The organism is Rhodovulum visakhapatnamense, from assembly GCF_004365965.1.
Lineage (GTDB): Bacteria > Pseudomonadota > Alphaproteobacteria > Rhodobacterales > Rhodobacteraceae > Rhodovulum > Rhodovulum visakhapatnamense.
This window is the reverse complement of the sequence record NZ_SOEB01000002.1, coordinates 1-25012: the sequence shown is the minus strand read 5'-3', so window position 1 is coordinate 25012 and position 25012 is coordinate 1. Positions and strand designations below refer to the sequence as shown.

General features: G+C 69.6%; 20 protein-coding genes. 6 read left to right on the top strand and 14 right to left on the bottom strand.

What is annotated here, in order from left to right; all coding sequences use genetic code 11:
• Window positions 1-7: 7 nt before the first annotated feature.
• Window positions 8-631, top strand: coding sequence for a DUF1523 family protein (locus tag EV657_RS01945; RefSeq protein WP_075784821.1), 624 nt, complete (start codon window positions 8-10; stop codon window positions 629-631).
• A gap of 26 nt (window positions 632-657) precedes the next feature.
• Here the strand turns inward: EV657_RS01945 and EV657_RS22465 are convergent, their stop codons facing one another.
• From EV657_RS22465 to EV657_RS01930, 3 genes are all read right to left on the bottom strand, one after another.
• Window positions 658-2619 (bottom strand): aldehyde dehydrogenase family protein, encoded by a 1962-nt coding sequence (locus tag EV657_RS22465; protein ID WP_166673622.1) that lies wholly within the window; start codon window positions 2617-2619, stop codon window positions 658-660.
• A gap of 4 nt (window positions 2620-2623) precedes the next feature.
• Window positions 2624-3568 (bottom strand): deoxyribose-phosphate aldolase, encoded by a 945-nt coding sequence (deoC, locus tag EV657_RS01935; protein ID WP_207802481.1) that lies wholly within the window; start codon window positions 3566-3568, stop codon window positions 2624-2626.
• A 129-nt stretch (window positions 3569-3697) separates the two neighbouring features.
• Window positions 3698-4060 carry a hypothetical protein gene (locus tag EV657_RS01930; protein ID WP_075784825.1) on the bottom strand — a complete coding sequence of 121 codons (363 nt, stop codon included), beginning with the start codon at window positions 4058-4060 and terminating at the stop codon, window positions 3698-3700.
• A 484-nt stretch (window positions 4061-4544) separates the two neighbouring features.
• Between EV657_RS01930 and EV657_RS01925 the strand changes: the two genes are divergently transcribed.
• Window positions 4545-5522: an efflux RND transporter periplasmic adaptor subunit gene (locus EV657_RS01925; RefSeq protein ID WP_134076972.1), complete on the top strand. Its 978-nt coding sequence runs from the start codon at window positions 4545-4547 to the stop codon at window positions 5520-5522.
• Window positions 5515-8742, top strand: a complete 3228-nt coding sequence (locus EV657_RS01920) for an efflux RND transporter permease subunit (protein WP_134076971.1) — start codon at window positions 5515-5517, stop codon at window positions 8740-8742. Before EV657_RS01925 ends, EV657_RS01920 begins: the two co-directional genes overlap by 8 nt.
• Here EV657_RS01920 and EV657_RS01915 read toward each other — a convergent pair.
• Both EV657_RS01915 and EV657_RS01910 read right to left on the bottom strand, forming a co-directional pair.
• The gene (locus EV657_RS01915; protein ID WP_075784828.1) at window positions 8732-9379 is read right to left on the bottom strand and encodes a nitrogen fixation protein NifQ; all 648 of its coding nucleotides are present in this window, start codon (window positions 9377-9379) and stop codon (window positions 8732-8734) included. The two genes, EV657_RS01920 and EV657_RS01915, sit on opposite strands and share 11 nt — an antisense overlap.
• A 162-nt stretch (window positions 9380-9541) precedes the next feature.
• Complete coding sequence (locus EV657_RS01910; protein WP_075784829.1) at window positions 9542-10027, bottom strand: NUDIX hydrolase; 486 nt, start codon at window positions 10025-10027, stop codon at window positions 9542-9544.
• 401 nt (window positions 10028-10428) lie between these two features.
• Between EV657_RS01910 and EV657_RS01905 the strand changes: the two genes are divergently transcribed.
• Window positions 10429-11907, top strand: a complete 1479-nt coding sequence (locus tag EV657_RS01905) for an inorganic phosphate transporter (protein ID WP_134076970.1) — start codon at window positions 10429-10431, stop codon at window positions 11905-11907.
• Window positions 11908-11928: 21 nt separating this feature from the next.
• Here the strand turns inward: EV657_RS01905 and EV657_RS01900 are convergent, their stop codons facing one another.
• The 4 genes from EV657_RS01900 to EV657_RS01885 all read right to left on the bottom strand — a co-directional run bounded on the left by EV657_RS01900 (window position 11929) and on the right by EV657_RS01885 (window position 18102).
• A complete protein-coding gene (locus EV657_RS01900; protein ID WP_134076969.1) occupies window positions 11929-13440 on the bottom strand; it encodes a malonate--CoA ligase in 1512 nt (503 codons plus the stop codon).
• A gap of 108 nt (window positions 13441-13548) precedes the next feature.
• On the bottom strand, window positions 13549-15462 hold the full coding sequence (locus EV657_RS01895) for a monovalent cation:proton antiporter-2 (CPA2) family protein (RefSeq protein ID WP_134076968.1): 1914 nt from the start codon (window positions 15460-15462) through the stop codon (window positions 13549-13551).
• Between the two features lie 148 nt (window positions 15463-15610).
• Window positions 15611-17119, bottom strand: coding sequence for a DHA2 family efflux MFS transporter permease subunit (locus tag EV657_RS01890; protein WP_134076967.1), 1509 nt, complete (start codon window positions 17117-17119; stop codon window positions 15611-15613).
• Entirely contained in the window at window positions 17116-18102 is a 987-nt protein-coding gene (locus tag EV657_RS01885) for an HlyD family secretion protein (protein WP_134076966.1), read from the bottom strand. Before EV657_RS01885 ends, EV657_RS01890 begins: the two co-directional genes overlap by 4 nt.
• 371 nt (window positions 18103-18473) lie before the next feature.
• On the opposite strand from EV657_RS01885, the gene EV657_RS01880 reads away from it, so the two are divergent.
• Window positions 18474-18737, top strand: coding sequence for a hypothetical protein (locus EV657_RS01880; RefSeq protein WP_134076965.1), 264 nt, complete (start codon window positions 18474-18476; stop codon window positions 18735-18737).
• Between the two features lie 4 nt (window positions 18738-18741).
• Here the strand turns inward: EV657_RS01880 and EV657_RS01875 are convergent, their stop codons facing one another.
• The 4 genes from EV657_RS01875 to EV657_RS01860 all read right to left on the bottom strand — a co-directional run bounded on the left by EV657_RS01875 (window position 18742) and on the right by EV657_RS01860 (window position 23807).
• Entirely contained in the window at window positions 18742-20697 is a 1956-nt protein-coding gene (locus tag EV657_RS01875) for a MacB family efflux pump subunit (protein ID WP_134076964.1), read from the bottom strand.
• 1 nt (window position 20698) lies between these two features.
• Window positions 20699-21868, bottom strand: a complete 1170-nt coding sequence (locus EV657_RS01870) for an efflux RND transporter periplasmic adaptor subunit (RefSeq protein ID WP_134076963.1) — start codon at window positions 21866-21868, stop codon at window positions 20699-20701.
• Window positions 21869-21979: 111 nt separating this feature from the next.
• On the bottom strand, window positions 21980-23485 hold the full coding sequence (murJ, locus tag EV657_RS01865) for a murein biosynthesis integral membrane protein MurJ (protein WP_134076962.1): 1506 nt from the start codon (window positions 23483-23485) through the stop codon (window positions 21980-21982).
• A gap of 142 nt (window positions 23486-23627) precedes the next feature.
• A complete protein-coding gene (locus EV657_RS01860) occupies window positions 23628-23807 on the bottom strand; it encodes a hypothetical protein (protein ID WP_134076961.1) in 180 nt (59 codons plus the stop codon).
• Window positions 23808-24072: 265 nt separating this feature from the next.
• Between EV657_RS01860 and EV657_RS01855 the strand changes: the two genes are divergently transcribed.
• Entirely contained in the window at window positions 24073-24540 is a 468-nt protein-coding gene (locus EV657_RS01855) for an RrF2 family transcriptional regulator (protein WP_075784839.1), read from the top strand.
• Window positions 24541-24562: 22 nt separating this feature from the next.
• Here the strand turns inward: EV657_RS01855 and EV657_RS01850 are convergent.
• On the bottom strand, window positions 24563-25012 hold a 450-nt coding region (locus EV657_RS01850; RefSeq protein WP_134076960.1), incomplete at its 5' end, for an NAD-dependent epimerase/dehydratase family protein.

The window sequence follows — 25012 nt, the reverse complement described above, 5'->3', positions numbered from 1 at the left end:
GGCTCGAATGGCATACGTCAAATGGACCATCGTCACCATCGTCGTCCTGGTGATCGCGGGCTTCCTGCACTACACGCTGCCCCAGCATGACGTGGTGCGGATCACCGCGACCAAGGAACGTCAGATCAACTTCGGCGAGAACCGGATCTTCTTCGCCAGCGACGGCGCAGGGAACAGCGAAGGCGACAATACCCGCTTCGTCAATTTCATCGAGACGTTCAACCGCGACGGCAAGCCGGTCGTCTTCCGCAACGAGGATACCAGCTGGGGCTGGCCGCCCTATTTCAAGTTCGACAGCTCGAACCTTCAGGCCAAGGCGAGCGACATGATCTCGGACAAGGAAAATCCGGAATGGGTGGTCGTGACCCATTACGGCTGGCGCAACGAATACCTGTCGATCTATCCGAATGCGGTCGAGCTCCGTCCGGTGGACAGCCCGGATGACAGCCCCATTCCGTGGTTCAACATCCTCTTCCTCGGCGCGCTGGGCGCGCTGGTGATCTGGATCTGGCAGATGCTGGCCCGGTTCAAGGAAGACCGGATCGAGCCGATGCTGGACGAGATGGGCGAATCGCTCGAAACGGTGGGCGACCGTGCCGAGGGGTTCTGGCGCCGGGTGTTCTCGCGCTGATCCGCCATACCGCCAGGCCGGGGCGCTCAGGCGCCCCAGCTTGTCCGGATCGTCTGAGCGCGGGTGGCCGCCCGCAGAAAGGCCTCGCTTGCGTCCCCCGGGTCCGACCAGGCCCCGGGGGCGGCTTGCGCCAGCCATAGCGCCGGGCCGCCGGATGCCGCCCGGACGGGCAGGGTGTCCGGCAGGTCGTCTCCCTCGCAACACCAGAGCGCATCGAGATCGACCCGTGCGGCGAGGCGGAGCGCCACAGCCGCTGGCGCGCCCGACAGGATCTGGACCAGCCCGGCGGGCAGTCCGGCCGCTTCCAACTCCGTCACCAAAAGACGCAGCCGGGTCTCGTCGCCGGGGTGCGGCAGCAGCACTGCGGCGTTTCCCGCGGCCAGCACCGGCCCGAGGATCGAGGCGGCCGCGAGGGCCGGGGTTTCGGCCGGGCAAAGCGCGGCGATGAGGCCAAGCGGCCTGTGACGTCTCAGCGTGGCGCGGCCTGGCCCTTCGGACCAGGTGGCGCAGGCGGTCGCGGCCCGCGCGGCGCAGGCGGCCAGCGGGGCGGCGGCCTCTTCGGGCATCCGGGCGGCGGCACGGGCCAGAACGGCGGCGCGCCCGGTGGCGCCCCGCCCGGCCCAGCCGGGCTGCACGCGGCGCGCCGCAGTCAGCGCGGCCGTTGGGTCGGGGCCCCGGTCGGCCGGTGCGGGGGCTATGGGCCGGGCCGGGGCAAGACCCGCAGGCCGTTGCCAGAGTTCCAGAGGGTCCGGGGCGGGGCCAAGATCGGTGCCGTTCACGCAGACCGTTCCGGCCTCAAGCGCGGTGGCAAGATCGAGCGCGACGGCCAGCGTCTCGCTCCAGAGACTTGCGGAGGGTGCGGGCGGCCCGGCATTGGCCAGCAGGATGGCCTCGGCCGGGCTGCGGAAGGTGATCGACAGCAGCACCGGGCCGGGCAGGCCGGTCTCCATCTCGGGCGAGGCCGGGGCGAGGCCCGGAATCAGGGCAGGCGCGAAATGGAGGCCCGTGTCGGGCAAGCGGGGCAGCGGCTGGATCGGGGTGCTTGTGCTGTTGGCCAGCGCGGCGGTCAGCCGGTCGCGCAGCCCGGCCCCCGGCAGCGGCCCCAGATCGGTCGCCGGATCCAGCGGGTCGCCGACGATCAGCCGCGCCATGCGCCCGGCCAGCCGGGCATGGACCCGCTCGGCCACCGAGTCCTGAACCAGCAGGCGCTGCCCGGTCGTGCCGGGCGGCGGATTGCCCAGAGCCTCGGCGATGGCGTCGGCGGCGGCGTCGAGATCGGCATCCTCCAGCACAAGATGCAGGCAAGGGCCGCCAAGCTCAGGGACGGGTGGCCGCGCGAGACCGAGCAATGGCTCGGCGGGGCCGGTCAGCACCGTCAGCAGGCCCGCGGGCAGCCCGGCCTCTGCCGCGGCCTCGGCCAGGCACAGGGCGGCAAGCGTGCCGCCGCCCGGGCCGGGCGCGAGCATCGCGGCATTGCCTGCCGCCAGCGCCGGACCGATCCGGCCAAGCGACAGGCCGGGCGCGACGATCCCCAAAGGCACGAGGCCCGGTCGGTTTGCCAGGCCCAGCAAGGCCTGATCCGCCGCTTGTCGCAGCGCCGCTCTTCCCTCGGCCAGCCAGGTGCGGCCATGCCGCACCGGCCGCCCGGTTTCCAGCGCCAGAAGCTGGGTCAGGCAGGCGGCGCGGACCTCGATCGCCTCGGCCCAGACCCGCAGCCGAACGGCCCGCGCGGGGCCGGACAGCGCGGCCCAGTCGGCTTGCGCGCTTCCGGCGGCGGCACGGGCGTCGGCGATCTGCGGCGGCGTCGCCTCGGCCAGCTCGGCAAGGTCGGTCCCCGTCGCGAGCGCGATCAGGGTCCGGCGCGGCCCGTCCGGCGTAACCGGCCCGCCGATCCAGGGACCGAAGCGGCCCTGCTTCCGGGCGATCCAGGCGCGGGCCTCGGCATCGGGGGCGCGGCCGGGGCCGCGGTCGAGAGTGGTGGGCGGCATCGGTCTAGCCCGGCGCGTGGCGGCGGGGGGTGCTGCCCGCCCCGAAGGCGATCTCGTCCAACCGCCGCTCGATCGCGCCCAGAAGCGAGGAGGCGCCGAAGCGGAACAGCGCGGGTTCCTGCCAGCGCGGCCCGAGTTCCTCGCCCACCAGCCCCAGCCAGTCAAGCGCATCCGTCGCCGTCGAGATCCCGCCCGCGGGCTTGAAGCCGACGTCGATGCCGGTCGCCTCGCGATAGGCGCGGATCATCCGGCACATGGTCAGCCCGACCGGCAGGGTCGCGTTCACAGGCTCTTTGCCGGTCGAGGTCTTGATGAAATCGGCCCCCGCCATCATCGCGACCAGACTGGCGCGGGCGACATTGGTCAGCGTGCCCAGCTCGCCCGTGGCAAGGATCGCCTTCATGTGGGCGGGGCCGCAGGCGGCGCGGAAGGCCGCGACCTCGTCATACAGCGCCTGCCAGTCGCCCAACAGGACGTGACGCCGCGAGATCACGATGTCGATTTCGGCCGCTCCGGCCGCGACGCTGGCCTCGATCTCGGCCAGCCGGGTGGAAAAGGGCGACAGCCCGGCGGGAAAGCCGGTCGAGACCGCCGCGACCGGCAGACCCGAGCCCTCGAGCGCCGCGCGCGCAGGCGCGATCATCTCGTGATAGACGCAGACCGCAGCCGTGGTCACCGGCCCGGCGCCAAGCGCCGCCCTGAGATCGGCGCGCAACGGGTTCCGGGCCTTGGCGCACAGCCTGCGGACACGGCCCGGCGTGTCGTCGCCCGACAGTGTCGTGAGGTCGATCAGCCCGACCGCGCGCAGAAGCCAGGCCGCTTCGGCCGCCGGATCGGCCGGGCGCCGCGCGGCAAGACCCGCCACATGGCGTTCGGCCGCCGGACGGTTCACCCGGGTGGCAGCGACCCAGCCGGTATCGAGCGGCAGGCCGGCATTGTGCTTCTGCACCGGCTGCGTCCCGGCGGTCCGGGCGGGTGTTGGGGTCTTCTCGCCTGGCAAAATGCGTCCCCCTGCAAGTTCACGGTTCCCCTTGCTCGCATGCGGGCACGGGGCTTGGCAAGGCGGCGTCCGGGCGGATCAGAGGTTCAGGAAATAGGGGTCCGAGCTGTGCCAGTAGGCCGCGAAGTCGGCCGCGCGGGCATGCGGCAGGCCGAGGCTCTGCATTGCGTAAAGATCGGCCGACAAAAGCCCCGCCAGCCGGAACCCGTTCTGCGCCGCGGTACGGGCCGGGCTGCCTTCGGAGAAGATCGCCTCGATCTGCGCAGAGGCGTTGACCAGCGCGAAGATCACCGCCAGCGGCCGGGAATTGGGCCAGACCGCCACGCTTTCGCGGGCAAAGGACCGCCATCCCTCTGGCGAGGCCAGAAGGGATTCAAGCGCAAATTCCGTGAGCCCTTCGGTGGGGTCGACCCCGGGCTCGGGACAGCTTGAGTCTGGCATGGCACGTAACGTCAACATCATCCGCGAAACTGGGCCGGGCTGCACGCCGGGTGCCCGCCTCCCCGGCTAACAAATAACTTTATAAATGCGGTCGTGTCGGTGCCGCCTCCTCCGGCTTGCCGAGACGGAAAGAAAGATAGACGTCAGGCCCCTTCCAAACAAGCTTATCAGTCGCCTTTTAGGCGGATCGCTGCGCGGCCGATGGCGCCTTTCCGGCGGGATTCCGACAGGCCAATGGCGGCGCGGAATGTCGCAGTCGGGCCTGGCGAAGCCCGCCGGATTCGGCTGCGGTGGGGTCATCGTTTTGTAACAAATCGGTTTTTACACCAGATCGCCGGGCGCCCGACAGGATCCGGAGCGGGCGGCCGGTCCGGAGGCCTTGCAAATGCGACGGAACCGGCCCATACATTCAATAAATTGCATTTGTTGATCTGGGGGCGAACCGGTTCGCCCGGGCAGGTGCGATCCGGGGAAAGGTGCGGCGATGGGCGGGCGACTCATTACGATTCTGGTGCTGCTGACGGCAGTGCCCGCGGCGGCGGCCGAAACGGTGCTGGCGCCGGTGACGATCACCGAATGGAAGCCGGTCTATGGCGAGGTCGAGACCCGCAACCGGGTGCCCGCGCGCAGCCGGATCGGCGGCACGGTGGCCGAACTGAAGGTGATCGAGGGCGATCCGGTCGAGGCCGGACAGGAAATCGCGCGGATCGAGGACGACAAGCTGACCTTCCAGATGCGCGCGCTTGACGCGACGCTGAAGGCGCTGACCGCCCAGCTCGACACCGCGCGGCGGGATCTCGACCGGGGCAGGGCGCTGCGCGAGCGGGGCGTCGTCACCCAGCAGCGGCTGGATCAACTCACGACCCAGGTGGCCGAGCTTGAGGGCCAGATCGACAGCACCGCCGCCCGGCGTCGGGTGATCGAGCAGCAGGTCGCCGAGGGCGCGGTGCTGTCGCCCGGCAGCGGGCTGGTGCTGTCGGTGCCGATCTCGCCCGGTTCGGTTCTGGTGGCGGGCGACACCGTGGCCGAGATCGGCGGCGGCGGGCTGTTCCTGCGCCTCGCGATCCCCGAACGGCATGCGCTGGCGCTGCGCCCGGGCGACCGGATCGCCGTCGGCGACAGCACCGGGCGCGACGGCCAGAGCGGGCGGCTGGTCAAGATCTATCCGCAGATCGAAGGCGGCCGGGTGCTGGCCGATGTCGAGGTCGAGGGGCTCGACGGGCGTTTCGTCGGGCGCCGGGTGCCGGTCCGGCTGCCGGTCGGCACCCGGCAGGCCCTGCTGGTGCCGCCGGGCGCGGTGACGCATCGGGGCGGGCTCGATTTCGTCGCGGTGGCGGGGCCCGATGGCCCGGTCGAGCGCGTGGTGGTGCCGGGCGAACGGCTGCGCCATGACGGCCGCGACCGGGTCGAGATCCTGACCGGGCTGGAACCCGGCGACCGCGTGGTGAGCCCCGATGAGTGACGAGACCCGCCCCGCCGCCCGCCGCCTCGGCCTTGCCGGATACCTGACCAAGGGGTTCATCCGCTCGCCGCTGACACCGCTTCTGTTGCTGGCGGCGCTTGCGCTGGGCCTGATCGCGCTGATCGCCCTGCCGCGCGAGGAAGAACCGCAGATTTCGGTGCCGCTGGTCGATATCCATGTCCGGGCCGACGGGCTTCGGGCGGTCGATGCGGTCAAGCTGGTGACAGAGCCGCTCGAGACCATCGTCAAGGGGATCGACGAGGTCGAGCATGTCTATTCCCAGACCTATGACGACCGGGCGACGGTGACCGCGCGGTTCAAGGTGGGGCTGAGTCAGGACACCGCGATCTTGCGCGTGCGCGACAAGATCCTGGCCAACATGGACCGCATCCCGGTCGGCATTCCCGAACCGCTGGTGGTCGGGCGCGGCATCAATGATGTGGCGATCGTCACGCTGACCTTCACCCCGGTCTTTGGCCAGACCGCGGTGACCGCAGCCGATCTGACCCGGATTGCCCGCGAGGCCGAGACCGAACTGGTCCGGATCGACGATGTCGGGCTGACCTATCTGGTCGGCGAGACCGAAGAGGCGCTGCGCGTCGCCCCCGATCCGCAGAAGCTGGCGCTGTACGGGATCACCCTGCAAGAGCTGTCGCAGAAGGTCGCGGGTGCCAATGCCGCCGCCCCGGCGGGGCTGGTGCGCGACGCAGGCCAGCAGGTCGGGCTGGTGCTGGGCAGGACGCTGGCAACCCCTGCCGAGATCGGCAATCTGGAGCTGACCGCGCGCGACGGACGCACCGTCTATCTGCGCGATCTGGCCCAAATCGGCTTCGTCTCGGATCTGGACGAGCGTCACGTGGCGAGCCTTGCCCGCGGCCCCGAGGGCGAGATCGTCCGCCGCCCCGCGGTCACGCTGGCGCTGGCCAAGCGCGCGGGCGCCAATGCCGTGGTGGTGGGCGAACAGGTCCTGCAGCGGCTTGAACAGATGAAGGGCGGGCTCATCCCCGATACGGTCGCGGTCGAGGTCACGCGGAATTACGGCCATACCGCCTCGGAAAAGGCCAACGAGCTTCTGTTCCATCTGGGGCTGGCGACGGTCTCGATCGTGGCGCTGGTGCTTTTTGCCATCGGCTGGCGCGAGGCGCTGGTGGTGGCCATCGTCATTCCGGTGACGATCCTGCTGACGCTCTTTGCCGCCCATGCCATGGGCTACACGCTGAACCGGGTGTCGCTGTTCGCGCTGATCTTTTCCATCGGCATTCTGGTCGATGACGCCATCGTGGTGATCGAGAACATCGCCCGGCACTGGGGGATGATGAAACCGGGCGACAGCCGGGTGCGGGCGGCGGTCGAGGCCGTGGCCGAGGTCGGCAACCCGACCATCGTCGCGACCCTGACCGTTGTGGTGGCGCTTTTGCCTATGCTGTTCGTGTCGGGGATGATGGGGCCTTACATGAGCCCGATCCCGGCCAATGCCTCGGCCGCGATGATCTTTTCCTTTTTCGTCGCGGTGACGATCACGCCCTGGCTGATGCTGAAGATCGCGGGACGGGCGCCTCTGCATGCGGGGGGCGCGGGGGCGGGTCATCCGGGCGGGCGGCTGGGGCGGCTTTACACCCATCTCGTGCGGCCGATCCTGTCGCGCAAATGGATCAGCCTCGTTTTCCTGCTGGGGGTGGCGACGGTCTCCTTCGGCTCGATGGCCGCGCTTTACACCAGGGACGTGACGGTCAAGCTGCTGCCCTTCGACAACAAGTCGGAACTGGCCATCGTCATCGACCTGCCCGAGGGCGCCTCGGTCGAGGCGACCGACGCGGTGGCGCAGGCAGCCGCCAGGGTGGCGCTGGCCATGCCCGAGGCGGTTTCGGCCCAGACCCATGCGGGTACCGCCGCGCCCTTCAACTTCAACGGGCTCGTCCGGCATTACTTCCTGCGCGAAAGCCCCGAACAGGGCGATGTGCAGGTCAACCTCTCGCCCAAGGATGCCCGCGACCGCACCAGCCATGCCATCGCGCTTGACCTGCGCCAGCGGCTGGGGGCGCTCGATCTGCCGGCGGGCACGGTCCTGAAAGTGGTCGAGCCGCCGCCCGGACCGCCCGTCATCGCGACGCTGCTGGCCGAGATCTACGGCCCCGATGGCGATACCCGCCGGGCGGTTGCGGCCCGGGTCCGGCAGGCCTTCGAGGACACGCCCTTCATCGTCGATGTCGATGACAGCTTCGGCACCCGCGCCCGCCGCATCCGGGCCGAGACCGATCCGTCCGATCTGGCCTTCTTCGATGTCGCCGAGGCCGATGCGCTGGACACGCTCCGGATGCTGAACGGCGCCACCACGGTCGGCTATTCGCATCGCGGTGCGGGGCGGGCGCCGATCCCGATCGTGGTCGCGCGCGACAAGGCCGACCGGGTGCTCGATGAACGGGCGCTGGCGACGCCGGTTCCGGCCAATGTGCTGCCCGGCGGGCGCGGTGTGGTCGAACTGGGCGATGTGGTGCGGCTGACCGAGGAACAGGCCTCGTTCCCGATCTTCCGCCATAATGGCCGATATGCCGAGATGGTGCAGGCCGATCTGGCGGGCGATTTCGAGGCACCGCTTTACGGCATGCTGGCGGTTCAGGACCGGCTGGCCCGGGTCGACTGGCAGGCGCAGGGCCTGACCGCGCCCGAGATCCGCCTGCATGGCCAGCCGTTGTCGGAGGACAAGCCGGCCCTCTTGTGGGACGGCGAGTGGGAGGTGACCTGGGTCACCTTCCGCGACATGGGCGCGGCCTTCGGGGTGGCGCTGGTCGGGATCTACATCCTTGTGGTGGCGCAATTCGGGTCGTTCCGGCTGCCGCTGGTGGTGCTGACGCCGGTGCCGCTGACCTTCCTGGGCATCATGCTGGGCCACTGGCTGTTCCATGCGCCCTTCACCGCGACCTCGATGATCGGCTTCATCGCGCTGGCGGGGATCATCGTGCGGAACTCGATCCTGCTGGTCGATTTCATCCGCCATGCCGATCCCGAGGGCCGGATCACGGTCGAGACGCTGGTCGAGGCCGGGGCCACGCGGGTCAAGCCGATCCTGCTGACCGCGCTGGCCGCGATGATCGGGGCGGCGGTGATCCTGGCGGATCCGATCTTTCAGGGGCTGGCGCTGTCGCTGCTGTTCGGGCTGGCCTCGTCGACCCTGCTGACGGTGCTGGTGATCCCGGCGATCTACCGGATCTTCAAGACCTGACCCTGCCGTCCGCCCGTGCCGGGGGCGGGCTGCCGTCCGGCGGCTCGGCCCGGCCCGCGCGGGCCAGCCGCGATTCGCCGCTTTCCTCGCCGAAGCACATGTCGAAATCGGCGCAGTCGGTGCAGACCGGCGTCGCGCAGAGAACGAAGCCCTCCTCCTCGCAGATCAGCCGGTAGAAGAACCGCTTCCATTTCATGTTGGCGGTGTTCTTGGCCGCGAGCGGGCCGAAATGCCGGGTCAGCATCGCCGAAAGCTCGCCGCGGTTGCGCAGGCCCAGATCCTGCCAGAGGTGATCGGGCTCCATCGCGCGGCGGGCGATCATCGAGGCCAGCGGCACCGCCAGCGCCGTGCCGCCCGCATGCGCCAGCAGCAGCGTGCGCAGCGAGTCTTCCTCGATGCCGCGGGGGACGGCGCCGATGCCGCGCAGAAACTCGCGCGGCGCCGCCGGAAAGAGGGCGCCCAGCAGCCCCGCCAGTTCGGCCGCGTCCAGACCGCAATGGGCGGGCAGGTCCTCGGGAACCGGGGCTTCGGACAGGGCGAGCGCCAGGATCGAGGCGGCAACATGCAGGTCGGCCGCGTCCCAGCGGGCGCGGGCGGCCCCGGCCATCAACCGGTCATAGGCGGTGTCAGCTGTCATCTTTGCGCTCCTGGGATCCAGCCTTGGATCTCGGCCCGGCGCCGTCAAGCGATCCGCCGTCCGGCCGGGCCCACAGGCGTGCCGTGCCGCATTGCTGGGCGGCGATGACGCTGTCGGCGGCACTGCGCGAACGCCGGCCGCCCCGGGCGCCCCCGATCCGGGTCAGGCCGACCGGATCAGGTCGCGGATCACGGGCACCTTCTGCGGCTTGCCCGACAGCGACCGCAGCAGCGTGGCCAGTTCGGGTTCGTCGACCCGCCGGGCCGCGGCCTTGGGGCTGAACCAGCGGCGGGTGCGTTCGCGCCGCTCCTTCCAGTCGCGCTTGAGCGTCTTCACGATCATCGGAAACACCTCGACCCGGCAGCGCAGCACCGAGCCGTCGTCGAGCCGTTTGTCATAATCGTAGGTGCCGATGCTCTGGGTCGCGATGAAGCCCTCGGCCCCGGCCTCTTCCAGCGCCTCGATCTCGGCGGCGACCCAGGGCTTGCGCCCGTCCATGGTCCAGCCTTTGGGCATGACCCAGCGGCCCGTCCCGCGGGAGGTGACCATGAGCACGCTCAGGCGGCCATTCTTGTCACGTCGAAACGGCAGCGCCGCGATCTGGCTGCCGACCGGTGACTTTGGCTCGGTCGCCAAATTCCCGTCCATCTTTTCCGCTCGCATCCTGCGCGGTCGGGGCTGCGTCCGCGCTGTTCTTCCTCCGGGCCTCTCCGGAGGGGCGCGCTTTGCGCGACCGACTGTCGCGAATCATAGACGCCATACTTTGGGAGATGTGCAAAAATATAGCGTCATCAACCGCAAATACGACACGCTCTGGGGCCCATTCGGCCCGATTGGGATGAGAAACCGCCAGGGTCGGCCCCGGCGGGTCTTGTGAATGTGACGTTTCAGTGACATTGACCCCGCCGTGACGGATCGTCCGCGCGTGCGGACCTGCGGCGCGCTGCGGTTTCTGGGCCCCTCAATCGCAGGAGGCCCCGCCGCAGGGTGTCTCATAGCAGTGAGCGGCGTGCGTCCCCGACGGACGGCCGAACGAGGAAAGGCTTCCCTTGTCAGACAGTTTCAAGGACCGCCAGTGGAAGACGCTGGACAAGGACCTCAAGCGCCTGTCGCAGGTTGGAACCGCCGCGCAATCCGTGTCGCGTCCGCTGGTGGGCGTCGGAATCTCGCTGGCCTTCATCATCGCGGCGGCGCTGGCCGCGGCACTGGTGACGGGAAACACGCCGGGCCTTCTGTTCGTGATGGCGGCGGCGGCCTTCGGGGCCTACATGGCCCTGAACATCGGGGCCAATGACGTCGCCAACAACATGGGTCCTGCGGTCGGCGCCAACGCGCTGTCGATGGCCGGGGCCATCGCCATCGCCGCGATCTGCGAAAGCGCGGGCGCGCTGATCGCGGGCGGCGACGTGGTCTCGACCATTTCCAAGGGCATCATCGCGCCCGAAAGCGTCGCGGACTCGGCCACCTTCACCTGGGCGATGATGGCCGCGCTGCTGGGGGCCGCCGTCTGGGTCAACATCGCCACCTGGATCGGGGCGCCGGTCTCGACCACCCATTCGGTGGTGGGGGGCGTTCTGGGCGCTGGCGTCGCCGCAGCGGGCATTGCCGCGGTCAACTGGCCTACCATGGGCGGCATCGCCGCCAGCTGGGTGATCTCTCCCTTTCTGGGCGGGGTGATCGCGGCCGGGATGCTGGCCTTCATCAAGTGGAAGGTCGTCTACCGGGACGACAAGATCGCGGCGGCCCGGGTCTGGGTGCCGGTCCTGATCGGCGTGATGTCGGCCGCCTTTGCGACCTATCTGGCGATGAAGGGGCTGAAACACCTCTTCGATATCGGGCTCGGGCATGCGGCGCTGATCGGGGTGCTGGTCGGGGTCCTGGTCGGGCTGGTTTCGGTGCCGCTGATCCGGCGCCAGTCGGTGGGGCTCGAGAACCGGAACCGGTCGCTGAAGGTCATGTTCACCGGGCCTCTGGTGATTTCCGCAGGGCTTCTGTCCTTTGCCCATGGTGCCAACGACGTGGCCAATGCGGTCGGGCCGCTGGCGGCCATCGTCCATGCCCAGCAGGACGGCGAGGTTCTGGGGCAGGTTGCGATTCCGGTCTGGGTGATGGTGATCGGCGCCTTCGGGATCTCGTTCGGGCTGATGCTGTTCGGGCCCAAGCTGATCCGCATGGTCGGCAGCCAGATCACCAAGCTGAACCCGGTCCGGGCCTATTGCGTGGCGCTGTCGGCGGCGCTGACGGTGATCGTGGCCTCGTGGCTGGGGCTGCCGGTCAGCTCGACCCATATCGCCGTGGGCGGGGTCTTCGGCGTCGGGTTCTTCCGCGAATGGGATGCCGAGCGGCGCTGGCGCCGGATGGACCAGACGCTGCCGCAGGCCAAGCGGCTGGCCCCGGAAGAACGCCGCCGCCGCAAGCTGGTGCGCCGGTCGCATTTCATGACCATCGTCGCGGCCTGGGGCATCACCGTCCCGGCGACAGCCCTGCTGTCGGGCGGGCTTTTCGCCGCGATCATGGCCCTGCAATAGCGACCCGGACGCGACGCGTGCTCAGGCGAAGCTGTCGCGATACTCGGCGCGAAGCGCCGCCTTCTGCACCTTGCCCATGGCGTTGCGCGGCAGCGCCGGGGTCAGCACCATCCGGCGCGGCTGCTTGAAGGCGGCCAGCCGGGTCCTGAGGTCGGCGGCGATGGCGTCCAGATCGGGCCCGGCACCCGGCGCGGGCACGAGGACCGCCACCACGGCCTCGCCGAAATCGGGATGGGGCACGCCGATCACCGCGCTTTCCAGCACCCCGGGCTGGGCGTCCAGCGCCTCTTCGATCTCCTTGGGATAGATATTGAGCCCGCCCGAGATGATCAGGTCCTTGGCGCGGCCGACGATCTGCACATAGCCGTTCTCGTCGATCCGCCCCAGATCGCCGGTCAGGAAAAAGCCGTCCTCGCACAGCTCTTCGCGGGTCTTCTCGGGCATCTGCCAGTAGCCCTTGAAAATATTGGGGCCCCGGACCTCGATCTGGCCGATCTCGCCCTGCGGCAGTTCGGCCCGGGTCTCGGGATCGGCGATCCTCAGATCGACCCCGGGCAGCGGCAGGCCCACCGTGCCCGCGATGCGCTCGCCCTCATAGGGGTTCGAGGTCGACATGTTGGTTTCGGTCATGCCGTAGCGTTCGAGGATGCGGTGGCCGGTACGGGCCTCGAAGGCGCGGTGGGTTTCGGCCAGAAGCGGCGCGCTGCCCGACACGAAGAGCCTGAGAGGCGCCGCCAGTGCGCGGTCGAAGCGGGGATCGTCCAGAAGCCGCGTGTAGAAGGTGGGCACGCCCATCATCGCGGTCGCGCGGGGCAGCGCCGCGATCACCGCGTCGGTGTCGAATTTCGGCAGGAAGATCATCGACCCGCCGGCCAGCAGCAGGGTGTTGGTGGCGACGAAAAGCCCGTGGGTGTGAAAGATCGGCAGGGCGTGCAGCAGCACGTCCCGGGCGGTGAACCGCCAGACATCGGTCAGCACCTCGGCATTGGAGATCAGGTTGGCCTGGGTCAGCATCGCCCCCTTGGACCGCCCCGTGGTGCCCGAGGTGTAGAGGAAGGCGGCCAGATCCTCCGCGTCGCGCGGCACCGTCGGATAGGTGCCGGTCCTGGCGCGGGCGATCACCGTGAAGCTGCCCGAGCCATCGGCATTCAGCGTGGCGATCCGGGCGCCCGCAGCCTCGGCGACCGGCGTCAGCCCGCCCATCCGGCGGCCGTCGCAGATGAACAGCCGCGCCCCGCTGTCTGACAGGAAATAGGCCAGCTCGTCCGGGGTATAGGCGGTGTTGAGCGGCAGGAAGATCACCCCGGCCTGGGCGCAGGCCGCATAAAGCGCCAGCGCCTCGGGCGATTTCTCGACCTGCACCGCCAGCCGGTCGCCGGGGCCGAGCCCGAAGGCGTTCAGCGCATGGGCAAAGCGGGCGGCGGTGGTCAGGAAGGCCGCATGGGTCAGGGTGCGGCCGTCGGCCAGATGCAGGAAGGGCGTCTCGCGCCCTGCATGGCGGCCGAAAAGCTGGTCGTAAAGCGGGTTGGCCATGGGCTGGCTCCGGTCTGGTCGGGACCGGCATCGGCGCCGGCCCACCCAGTCTGCGGGACGGCGCCCGCGACGGTAAAGCGCGCCAAGCACCGCACCCCGGACGGGCGCTCAGCGCGGCTCGGGCAGGGTATCGGATTCGGCCAGCACGTCGGTCGGCGTCGTGGTCTCGCTTTCGCTTCGCAGCGCGGCGGCCTCGTGCAGCAGGCTTTCGGCGAAGGCGCGTTCCAGATCGGACTGAAGCTTGCTGTTCAGCTCCATGTATTCGGCATTGTCCTCGAGCGGCACGCCGGGCTTCCAGACCTTGGCCAGCTCGCGCAGCGCCGTGCGGTCGAAGCTGAACAGCGTCTCTTCGGCATTCTCGGCCTCGTAGGCGGAAAGCCCGGTCTTTTCCAGCACCCGGCGCCCGCAGCGCAGCGCGCTGTCGAAGACCTCGCGCACGGTTTCGTCGGCGCCGGCGCGGTACAGCTCGAAGACATGTTCGCGGTCGCGGGCGCGGGCGATGATGAAAAGGTCGGGCCGCACGCGCCGGGCGTAGCGCACCAGCGTGGTCGCGGCCCGGGCGTCGCCGATGCAGACCACCAGCACCTCGGCGGTGTCGATGCCCGCGGAATCGAGCAGCGCGGGCCGGGTCGCGTCGCCGTAATAGGCCTTGAAGCCCAGCCGCCGGACTCGCCGCACCGCGCGCAGGTCGTCGTCGATCACCGTGGTCCGTCCGCCGGTCAGCGCGATCATCCGGTTCACCGTCAGCCCGAACCGGTCGATCCCGGCGATGATGACAGGATGGTGTTCGTCGATCTGGTCGGCATCGGGCCGCGGCCCGCCGCGCGCCTGCAAAACCCGGGCGATGATGTCGTGCAGGATGAAGAGCGCGGGCGTGATCAGCATCGACAGCGCGATCACAAGGCTCGACATGGCGACGATGTCGGGCGGCATGATCCGCTGGGACGAGGCGAAACCCACCAGCACGAAGCCGAATTCCCCGGCCTGCGCCAGCCCCAGCGTGAACAGCCAGCGGTTCGACCGGTCGAGCTTGAAGGCGAGCGCCAGCCCGTACAGCACCGCGACCTTGATCAGCACCAGGCCGGTCACATAGACCGGCAGAAGGATCGGCGCGTCCCAGAACACCGAGAAATCCATGCCCGCGCCGACCGTGATGAAGAACAGTCCCAGCAGCAGGCCCTTGAACGGCTCGATCGAGCTTTCCAGTTCGTGCCGGAATTCCGAATTGGCCAGCACCACGCCCGCGAGGAAGGTGCCAAGCGCGGGCGACAGCCCCACCATCAGCATCAGCGAGGCGATCCCCGCCACGATCACCAGCGCCATCGCGGTGTTCAGCTCGCGCAGCCGCGCCGCCTGGACGTAACGGTAAAGCGGGCGCACCAGATAGTGACCGGCCAGCACCGTGCCCGCGACCGCGCCCAGCGTGACCAGCGTCACGCCCCAGGCGGGCAGCTCCTCGATCAGATGCATCGCGCCATGGGTGCCCTCGGTCTCGGCCGCGCGCATCTCGGGCGAGGCGAGGAAGGGCATGATCGCCAGCATCGGGATCACCGCGATGTCCTGCATCAGCAGCACCGAAAACGCACTGCGCCCGCCGGGCGTGTTCATCAGCTTCTTTTCGGTCAGGGTCTGCAGCACGATGGCCGTCGAGGACAGCGAAAAGATCATCCCCATGGCCAGCGCCGACTGCCAGGTCTGGCCGAAGACAATGGCGGCCGCGGTGACCAGCGCCACCGTGATCAGCACCTGCAGCCCGCCCATCCCGACCAGCTTGTCCCGCATCGCCCATAGCGCGCGGGGGTCGAGTTCGAGCCCGATCAGGAACAGCATCATCACCACGCCGATTTCCGAGACATGGCGCAGCGTGATCATCTCGGCACCGGCAAGCCCCAGCACCGGCCCAACAACCAGCCCGATCAGAAGATAGCCCAGGACCGAGCCAAGCCCCAGCCGCGTGGCCAGCGGAACCGCAAGCACGATGCACAGCAGATAAAGCGTGGCGTTGAGCAGGAAGCCTTCCATATACCGTCCCGGTGGGCGATCCGCCGCCGGCCGGACGGGCCGAAGGGTGGTGTCGCATGCGTCGCACCCTAGCGATTGGGGCGAGTGCTGCAAGCATCTGGACCGGCGAACGCGAACGGGGCGTTGTCGCAGCGGGGGCCGCGGACGTTCAGGTGGCCGCGGTCTCGGCGGGCGCGCCCGGGCGCGGCTTTTGCAGGACCAGCGCGGCGGGGATCATCGCGAAGGCGGCAAGCCCCGCCAGCAGGAAGGCATCCTGATAGGCCAGCATGGCCGACTGCGCACGCAGCGTCTGGGCCAGCTGGGCCGCCCCCTCCGGGCTGGTGGGGGCAAGGCCCAGCGGCGCCAGATACTGGGCCACCGCCTGGCGCGTCGCGGTCAGTTCCTCGCCCAGCAAAGCCCAGTGCACCTGACTGCGCTCGGACACCTGCCAGCCCAGGATGGCGACGCCGATCGACGAGCCGATCGACCGGGTGACGCCATAGATGCCCGAGGCCTCGTCCTGCCGCGCCGACGAGATGTTCTGGAAGGCCAGCGTCGACATCGGCACGAAGAAGAGCCCCATCCCGAAGCCGGTCACCACGCCGGGAAGGCCGAGATCCCAGAACCCGGCATCGAGGTTCAGCCCGCTCAGCAGCACATTGCCCAGCCCGGTCAGCCCAAGCCCCGCGACCACCAGAAGCCGCGCATCGATCCGTTTCAGAAGCACCGCGCCGGTCAGGACCATCGACACGCCCGCTGCCAGCCCGCGCGGAATGAACAGATAGCCCGCGTCGAGCACCGGGTAGTCCAGAAGCCCCTGCACGAAGAGCGGCAGGATGGCGATGGCGCCGAACATCGACACCCCGAAGCCCAGGATGGCCACATTCGCCGCGGCAAAGCTGCGGTCGCGCAGCAGCGAGAAATCGACGATGTTGTCGCGCTTGTGCCAGCCCCGCACGACGAACAGCGCCCCCGCCACAGCCGAACTCAGCGCGGTGACCTGGATCAGCTTCGAGCCGAACCAGTCACGGGTCTCGCCCAGATCGAGCGTCATCTGCAGACAACCGATGGCCGTCAGCATCAGCGCCAGACCCGCCCAGTCGACCGGCAGCGCCCGGGTCTCTTCGGCCTCAAGCTCGCCCGCGATCAGCATCAGCGCGAAGGCCGCCAGCGGCAAGTTGACGTAGAAGACCGCGCGCCAAGAGAAATATTCGGTCAGAAGCGCGCCCAGCGTCGGGCCGAAGACCGGTGCCACCACCACGCCCAGCCCGAAGAAGGCCATGGCCTGGCCGCGTTTCTCGCGCGGGAAGGCGTCGAACAAGATCGATTGCGACAGCGGGATCAGGAAGGCTCCGCTCAGCCCCTGGCCGATCCGGAACAGGACCAGCGTGCCGACCGACCAGGACAGCCCGCACAGCATCGAGAAGCCGGCAAAGCCCAGGATCGCCGATGTGATCAGCCGCCGCCGGCCGACCCGCCGCACGAAGAACCCTGTCAGCGGCATCACCGCCACCGAGGCGACGATGTAGCTGGTGACGATCCAGACGGTCTGGTCCGAGGTCAGCCCGAAGGCTGCCTTTACATGGGGCAGGGCCACGTTGACGATGGTCATGTCCATGACCTCGAGGATCGCGGTCAGCACCACCGCCAGGACGATGGGCCAGCGCGCGGCGCTCATGGTCCGGGCGCGGCCGTGGTGTCGACGGTCGCGGTCGCGCTGGCGCCCGCCTTCAGGCAGAACCGTGCGGCCTCGGGCACCGGGTCAAGCGCGATCCGGACCGGGATGCGGCGGGTGACCTTGACCCAGTTGCCGGTGGCGTTCTGCGCGGGCAACAGCGAAAAGACCGCCCCCGCCCCCGGGCCGATGCTGGCGACCCGGCCCTCCAGATCGAGCGCGGGGCAAAGGTCGATGCCGATGGCCGCAGGCTGGCCGGGGCGGATGCGGGTCAGATCGGTTTCCTTGAAATTGGCCTCGATCCACCATTCGGCATCGCCCACCAGCGAGAAAAGCGCCTGTCCGGCGGTCACGACAGACCCGGGCCTGAGGTCGATATTGGCGATCCAGCCGCTTTCGGGGGCTGTGACGGTCGCGTGGTCGAGGTCGATCTCGGCCATCTGCAGCGCGGCCAGCGCCTCGCGGACCCCGGCATTCCGGTCGCCCTCGTCGCCGAGGCTGGCCTGCGCCCGGGCCAGTTGCTGGGCCGCTGCCGTCTCTTCGGCAAGGGCCTGATCGCGCGCGGCCAGCGCCCTGTCGAGCGCCGATTGCGACACGTCGTTCCGGCGAAACAGCCCCTCCTGACGCAGATAGTCGGCCTCGGCCTCGCGGCTGGCGGCGCGGGCCACGTCGAGCTCGGCCTCGGCGGCGGCGCCCGCCGATTGCAGCGCGGCATCGGCCCGGGCCCGGGCCTGATCGACCGCAGCCTTCAGCGCGCGATCCTCGATCCGGAACATCAGATCGCCCGCCGCCACATGGTCGTTCTCGTCGACGGCCAGCTCGGCGATGCGGCCGCCCACCTCGGGAACGACGGTCAGCACATGGGCCCCGACATAGGCATCGTCGGTGCCGGGATAGACCCGTTGATGGGTCCACCACCAGACCAGCACCCCCGCCAGCGCCAGCACCGCCAGCCCGGCGAGCACCGGTTTGCGACCGAGCCTCATCGCCCCGCCCTCTCCTGTTCTACCGGGCACATGCGTCGGCCCGTTCTTTTACGGCTTCGCGGGCGTCCGCTCCCGCGGCATGGCCGAGTCTCGGGGCCGGTGCAACATCCGCGCCGCGCCGGGCGCGCGGACCCTAGCACGCCTCGGATCGCGTGCCCCTGTCGGCCGGATTACAGTTTCGCAATCCAGCTGTCGAAACCGGGGCGGCCGCCGTCCTTCGGGGCGATCGGGGCGGCGATAGAATTGTCTTTATCCGTCGCCCTCCGCCCGCATTGGCGCGCGATTTCGGCCCGATTTCGGGCAGAGGCAGGATGCATCGAGGTCCGGGCCTCCTCTGGTCCGGGCGAATGCGCTGGGTGTGAGGACCTGCCATGACCGATATCTCTGCCGTTTCCGGCTCCACCCTCGCGGATGGCGGCCCGAATGTCGCCGTCGCCATTCTGGCCGCGCTGTTGCTGGGGCCGTTCGGACTGTTCTATGTCAGCCGCATGGCGGCGATCGTGATGATCGTGCTGACCTTCGTCATCGCCCTGCCGACGCTGGGCTTCGGCGTTCTTCTGACCCTGCCGCTTGGCATGCTCTGGGCCGGGATCGCCGCGATCCGGCTGCGCCGCCGGGCGATGCGGGCCGCCTGAGGTCCTATTCCCGGCTCAGGGCGACCACCGGGTCGAGCCGCGCCGCCGCCCGGGCCGGGAGAAACCCGAAAGTGACGCCGATCAGCGTCGAGGACAGGAACGCGACCGCGATGGCCGTGCCCGAGAAGGACAGCCGCACCTCGGTCGCGACCCGGTCGACGATCTCGCCCGTCAGCAGCGCGCCCGCGATCCCCAGAAGCCCGCCGACGAGGCAGACCAGCACCGCCTCGATCAGGAACTGCGCGACGATGTCGGACCGGCGCGCGCCGATGGCGATGCGCACCCCGATTTCACGGGTCCGCTCGGTGACCGACACCAGCATGATGTTCATCACCCCGATGCCGCCCACGATCAGCGAAATCACCGCGATCATCGCGACCAGCGCGGTCAGGGTCCGGGTCGTGCTGGTGATGGTCTCGCGGATCGAGTCGCTGTTGGTGAGGAAGAAATCCTTGCTGCCATGGCGGGTCAGCATCAGCGCCAGGATCGCGTCCTGCGCCTTTGTCATGTCATAGCCATCGGCGATCCGGACCGCGATGCTGCTGAAATGGTCCTGCCCGGAAACCCGCGCCATCGAGGTCGTGTAGGGGATCCAGACATTCAGCGAGGATGGGCCGAAGGTCGCCCCGGTCGCGCGCACCAGCCCGATGACCCGGACCGGCACCCGGCCCAGCAGCAGCACCTCGCCCAGCGGGTCGGCCCCCGCGCCGAAGAAGGTGTCGCGGGTGTCCTCGTCGATCACCGCGACCTGTTCGCGGGCGGCGATGTCCTCGGGGCCGAAGACGGTGCCTTGCAGGGTGGTATAGGCATGGACCTGGAAATAATCGCCGCTGACCCCGCCGATCGAGGCGGTCGAGGTCACGTTCCGGTAGCGCACCGACAGGCTGTCGGACACCGCCGGCGAGACGCTGTCGGCAAAGTCCTGCAGTGCCAGCGCATCGGCATCCGAGGGCACCAGCGTCTCGAAGCGGTTGGCGTCGCGCGCGCCGAAGCCGCTGCCCGAGCGGATGGTGATGGTGCTGGTCCCGAGCGAGCTGATGTTTTCCAGCACCTTCTGCTGGCTGCCATTGCCAAGCGCCACCACCAGCACCACCGAGGCGATGCCGATGATGATGCCCAGCATGGTCAGCAGGCTGCGCACCCGATGCGCCAGAAGCGCCCGCGCGGCCATGGCCAATGCCTCGATCTGGCGTCTCAGCCCGGCGCCCGCGCGGATCCGGCGGACCGGGCGGTCGGGCCTGTCCGCCCCGGTCCGGGCGGCGGTGGGGGTGTCCGACACGATCCGGCCGTCGCGGATCTCGATCACCCGGTGGGCATGGGCGGCGACGCGCGGGTCATGGGTCACCATCACCACCGTATGGCCCTGCCGGTTCAGATCCAGCAGCAACGCCATCAGCTCTTCGCCCGAGGTGGAATCGAGCGCGCCGGTCGGTTCGTCGGCCAGGATCACCTCGCCGCCGTTCATCAGGGCGCGCGCGACGGACACGCGCTGTTGCTGGCCGCCCGAAAGCGCGCTCGGCCGGTGGTCCAGCCGGTCGCCGAGGCCGAGCCGCCGCAGCAGGTCCGTCGCCCGGGCGCGCCGCGGCCCGGCGCCTTCGCCCGCATAAACCGCCGGAACCTCGACATTTCCGACCGCGTCCAGATCGGGCAGCAACTGATAGCGCTGGAAGATGAAACCGAAATGCTCGCGCCGAAGTTCGGCCAGCGCGTCGGGACCCAACGCCGAGACATCCTGCCCGTCGAAGAGGTAGCGGCCGGAACTCGCCCGGTCGAGACAGCCGAGAATGTTCATCAGCGTCGACTTGCCGGACCCCGAGGCGCCGATGATCGCCACCATCTCGCCCGCGCGGATCTCGATATCCACGCTGTCGAGAACGGTGATGGTCTCGTCGCCCGCCTGAAAGCTGCGGGTGATGCCGCGCGCCGCAATCAGCGGCTGGCCAGGTTCGGTGCCGTCCATCTCAGAACCCCATCGGCGGGCGCATCCGCCGCGATCCGCTGCCTTCGGCCGCCGGAGCCTCGGCCGATCCGGTCACGACGCGGTCGCCTTCGGACAGGCCCGAGACGATTTCGGCGGTGACCTTGTCGTTCAGCCCGACCTCGACCGGTTGCGGGCTGACCTTGCCGGTGGCGGGGTGGTACAGGTCGACCTCGGCGCCGCCCGGGCCGGTCCTGATCGCCGAGGCGGGCACGGTCAGCACGTTCTGGGCGCGGTCGAGCACGATCGAGACCTGGGTCGTCATGCCAATCCTCAGCTTGCGGTCGGGATTGTCGACTTCGAGCAGGCCGTTGTAATAGATTGCCTCGTCGGTCGAGATTGTGTCGCTGTCCTCGATCTCGCTCGGCGCCGGTTCGACATCGCGCACGGTCGCGGTGAACGGGGTGTCGGGTTCGCCGAGGATGGTAAAGCGCACGTCCTGCCCGGGCCTGACATGCACGACGTCGGCCTCGGAGATTTCGGCCTTCACCACCATCCGGTCGAGATTGGCCAGCTTGACGATGGTCGGCGCGTCGTTGACCGCATTCACAGTCTGGCCCTCCTCGACGACGATGGCGACGACGGTGCCGGTGATCGGTGCGGTGATCCGCGTGCGTTCCAGCGCGATCTTGGCGGTCGAAACCGTCACCTCGGCGCGTTTGCGCTGGGCTTCGAGCGCCTCGAGATCGGCGCGGTCGACATCGACATCGGCCTGCGCCGCCTCGACATCGCCGTCAGAGACATAGTTCTGCGCGGCCAGCTTGACCTGCCGGTTCAGCGTCAGTTCGTCCTTCTTCAGGCTCGCGGTCTTGGCCGCGATCTGGGCCAGGATATTGGCCAGATCGGCCTCGGCCTGCAGCACGTCGTTCTGCTGGTCGAGCGAGTCGATCTGCGCGATCAGATCGCCCGCCGTCACCTCTTGTCCAAGTGCGACCGCCAGCGTCTCGATCTGGCCCGAGACCCGCGCGCCGACGCTGACCAGCTGGCTTGCCTCGACCGTGCCGGTGGCCAGAACCGTCCGTTCGACCGTGCCGCGGGTCGCGGCGGCGGTGGCGGGCGTGCCGGTGGCGGTGTCGCGCAGCGAGACCGCCCAGGCTCCGGCGCCCAGCGCGGCGGCGGCCAGAAGGATCAGAAGGCGCAGTCTGGTTTTCATCGGGAAAGGCTCGCAATGCGGCGAAAGGGGCGTTGCAGGCTGATACGGGCCGCGGGCGGGTTTCCGTCGCCGGGCAAGCCGCCGGGAGCGGGCTTCGGCCTGGGCCGCCGTTCAGGCCGGGCGCCAGCCGCGCAAGAAAAGCAGGCTGCCCGCCGCCTGGATCGGAAGCCCCACAAGCCCCAGCGCGATCAGGGCTGCGGCCAGCGCGCCCCCGGGCAGCGCCGCCTCGGCCGCTGCACGCAGGGGCGCCTTCAGGGCCAGCACCGCCGCCGCCATCACGGCGGTCGTCGCCAGAAGCCCGGCGACGCGCCCGCGCGGCAGCGCCGAAGCATGGCCGCGCCGCCGCGACAGGACCCACAGCAGGCCGGCATAGACCGCCATCCCCGCAGAGGTCGCCAGCGCCAGACCGGCCGCGCCCAGCACCGGGGCCAGCGCGAGCTTGAGCCCCAGATTGGGGATCGCGGCCAGCATCAGCGCCGTCAGCGGCGTGCGGGTGTCGCCCCGGCCGTGAAAGCCCGCGACCAGCGAGCGCACCGACAGGGCGGGCACCAGCCCCAGCGCATAGGCGGCGAGGATCGTGGCCGAGGCGCGCGCGGCCTCGGCATCGAAGGCCCCGCGCCGGAACAGCGCCTCGACCGCCCAGTCGCCCAGAAGCGCCATCAGCACGGCCATCGGCAGGCCCGTCGCGAGGCAGACCATCGCCGCGCGGTCCAGCGCCCGGCGCATCCCGTCGGCATCGCCAAGCCCTGCCCGCCGCCCGATATCGGGCAGCAGCACGGTGCCCAGCGCGACCCCGATCAGCCCGATCGGCAACTGGTACAGCCGGTCGGCATAGTAAAGCGTCGACAGCGACCCGGCGGGCAGGAAGGTCGCCAGAACCGTATCGGCCAGCACCGAGATCTGCAGCGCGCCCGCCGCCAGCATCGCCGGGCCGAGGCGTCGGAAGAAGGTCCGGGTCTCGGACGACAGCCGCGGCGGGGCGACGCTCAGCGCGATCCCGGCGCGGGTCGCGGCCACGGCCAGCAGCACCACCTGCGCCACGCCCGAGAGGGTGACCCCCACGGCCGCCGCCTGCGCCACGCCCGGAAAGAGCGGCGCGGCCCAAAGCGTTGCCAACATGCAGAGATTGAGCAGGATCGGCGCGGCGGCGGTCGCGGCGAACCGGTCGCGGCTGTTCAGAAGCGCACCCAGATAGGCCACGACCGACATGCACAGAAGGTAGGGAAAGGTGATCCGCGTCAGCGTGATCGCCAGCGCCCGGGTCGGGTCCTCGGCGCCAAGCCCCGGTGCCAGGAGGCTCAGCACCCATCCGGTCTGGGTCAGCGCCACCGCGAGCAGCACGAGATTGGCCAGCAACAGCCAGCCCAGCACCTCGGCGCCGAAGCGTCTGGCCGGACCGCCCGAGGCCGACAGCGCGGCATATCCAGGCAGGAAGGCTGCGTTGAAGGCGCCCTCGGCCAGCAGCGCGCGGAAATGGTTCGGCAAGCGGAAGGCCAGCATGAAGGCATCGGCCACCGGCCCTGCGCCCAGCGCCGCGGCCAGAACCACGTCGCGCAGAAACCCGAAGATCCGGCTGAGCAGGGTCAGCCCGGACACGGTGCCGAGTTTGCCAAGCATGGGACAGCGACTCCTTGACCCGCGCCGTCCGGGCGGGTCCCGGGGCCGCCTGCTTATCGCGCCTTTCCCGGTCCGGAGCCAGTGGCCGCCCGGGTCGGGCGCTCGGTCCCCCGGCGGATGGGCGCCGAGGGGCTTTCGGGTGTTACCGCCCCGCGTTCTGGCTGTGGCCGGTGGCAGAACTCGGCTGGGTCCAGAGGCTTTCGGGTGTCAGGATGAAGGCGAAGAGGGCCAGATAGGCGACCAGAAAGACGATCAGCGCGGCAGCATTGTGCCGCCCCATTGTCACAAGCCCGCCGAAACCCGCTCTTGGAGCTGGCTGCATGGTGCGAATCCCCCATTGTGGCCAGTTAAGTCTACAGAGGTTGTCGTGATAAATCCTCCCGTCCTTTCCGGTTTCGGTCGAGGGATTGCCCCGGGCGGGGACGACGGCTGGCGTCATGTGGACAAAAACGCCATGGCTTTGGGCAGGTCTTCGGTGTCAAGCCACTGTATCTTAAGAATTCGTCTTTCGGGGTGCCGAGCGCGGCCGGGACGGTCCGGCAACAGCCGCGCTTGATCGTCGCGGGTTTCGCTCGTATGCGTGGCCTATGATCACCCAGAAGACCAAGTATGCCTTGAAGGCCCTGATCGCGCTCGCGGAAGAGGCCGCCGGGGACGGCGAGGCGTTGACCATCGAGCAGATCTCGCAGAGGTCCGGCGCGCCCAAGCGGTTTCTGGAACATATCCTGCTGGATCTCAAACGCACCGGCTATCTCGGCTCGCGCCGGGGCCGGTCGGGCGGTTATCTGCTGATCAAGGCGCCGCGTCAGGTCTCGATCGGGGAGTTGCTGCGCGAGGTCGACGGGCCGATCGCGCCGCTGCCCTGCCTGTCGCGCCGGGCCTACCAGCCCTGCGACGACTGCGAGGACGAGGAAAGCTGCCGCATCCGCAGGCTCTTCGGTCAGGTCTTCTACGCCTATCTGTTGCTGATCGAGTCGCTGACCCTCGCCGACCTGCTGGAAAGCCCCGAGCGGATCGAACGGCTGGCGGCGGATGCCGCCCTGCCGCCCGTCTGAGAGCGCCTCCGCCCCGTTCCGGTCAGCCCCTGTACCCTTGTGACTGGAACCATTTCCAGGCGTCCTGGATCATGGTGGGGAGGTCGGAGCGTTCGGGGGACCAGCCCAGCTCGGTCTCGGCGCGGGCGCTGCCCGAGACCAGACGGACCGCGTCGCCGCCGCGGCGGGGGCCCTCGGAATGGGGCACCGGGCGGTTGGTCACCGCATGCGAGGCCTCGATCACCTCACGCACCGAATAGCCGGTCCCGGTGCCCAGGTTGAACACCCGGCTGCCCTTGCCCGCCAGCAGCCAGTCGAGCCCCAGAACATGCGCCGCCACCAGATCGCTGACATGGATGTAGTCGCGGATGCAGGTCCCGTCCGGCGTCGGATAATCTGTGCCGTGGATCGTCAGCGCCGGGCGCCGGCCCTCGATCGCCTCCAGCATCACCGGGATCAGATGCGTCTCGGGGTCGTGCGCCTCGCCGACCTC

Excerpts from the sequence above, each read along its gene's own strand:
- EV657_RS01915 (WP_075784828.1), bottom strand. The coding sequence starts at position 9,379 with ATGACAGCTGACACCGCCTATGACCGGTTGATGGCCGGGGCCGCCCGC.
- EV657_RS01880 (WP_134076965.1), top strand. The coding sequence starts at position 18,474 with ATGACCGATATCTCTGCCGTTTCCGGCTCCACCCTCGCGGATGGCGGC.
- EV657_RS01885 (WP_134076966.1), bottom strand. The coding sequence starts at position 18,102 with ATGAGGCTCGGTCGCAAACCGGTGCTCGCCGGGCTGGCGGTGCTGGCG.
- EV657_RS01925 (WP_134076972.1), top strand. The coding sequence starts at position 4,545 with ATGGGCGGGCGACTCATTACGATTCTGGTGCTGCTGACGGCAGTGCCC.
- EV657_RS01945 (WP_075784821.1), top strand. The coding sequence starts at position 8 with ATGGCATACGTCAAATGGACCATCGTCACCATCGTCGTCCTGGTGATC.
- EV657_RS01890 (WP_134076967.1), bottom strand. The coding sequence starts at position 17,119 with ATGAGCGCCGCGCGCTGGCCCATCGTCCTGGCGGTGGTGCTGACCGCG.
- EV657_RS22465 (WP_166673622.1), bottom strand. The coding sequence starts at position 2,619 with ATGCCGCCCACCACTCTCGACCGCGGCCCCGGCCGCGCCCCCGATGCC.
- EV657_RS01855 (WP_075784839.1), top strand. The coding sequence starts at position 24,073 with ATGATCACCCAGAAGACCAAGTATGCCTTGAAGGCCCTGATCGCGCTC.
- EV657_RS01920 (WP_134076971.1), top strand. The coding sequence starts at position 5,515 with ATGAGTGACGAGACCCGCCCCGCCGCCCGCCGCCTCGGCCTTGCCGGA.
- murJ (WP_134076962.1), bottom strand. The coding sequence starts at position 23,485 with ATGCTTGGCAAACTCGGCACCGTGTCCGGGCTGACCCTGCTCAGCCGG.
- EV657_RS01910 (WP_075784829.1), bottom strand. The coding sequence starts at position 10,027 with ATGGACGGGAATTTGGCGACCGAGCCAAAGTCACCGGTCGGCAGCCAG.
- EV657_RS01930 (WP_075784825.1), bottom strand. The coding sequence starts at position 4,060 with ATGCCAGACTCAAGCTGTCCCGAGCCCGGGGTCGACCCCACCGAAGGG.
- EV657_RS01900 (WP_134076969.1), bottom strand. The coding sequence starts at position 13,440 with ATGGCCAACCCGCTTTACGACCAGCTTTTCGGCCGCCATGCAGGGCGC.
- EV657_RS01895 (WP_134076968.1), bottom strand. The coding sequence starts at position 15,462 with ATGGAAGGCTTCCTGCTCAACGCCACGCTTTATCTGCTGTGCATCGTG.
- EV657_RS01870 (WP_134076963.1), bottom strand. The coding sequence starts at position 21,868 with ATGAAAACCAGACTGCGCCTTCTGATCCTTCTGGCCGCCGCCGCGCTG.
- EV657_RS01860 (WP_134076961.1), bottom strand. The coding sequence starts at position 23,807 with ATGCAGCCAGCTCCAAGAGCGGGTTTCGGCGGGCTTGTGACAATGGGG.
- EV657_RS01875 (WP_134076964.1), bottom strand. The coding sequence starts at position 20,697 with ATGGACGGCACCGAACCTGGCCAGCCGCTGATTGCGGCGCGCGGCATC.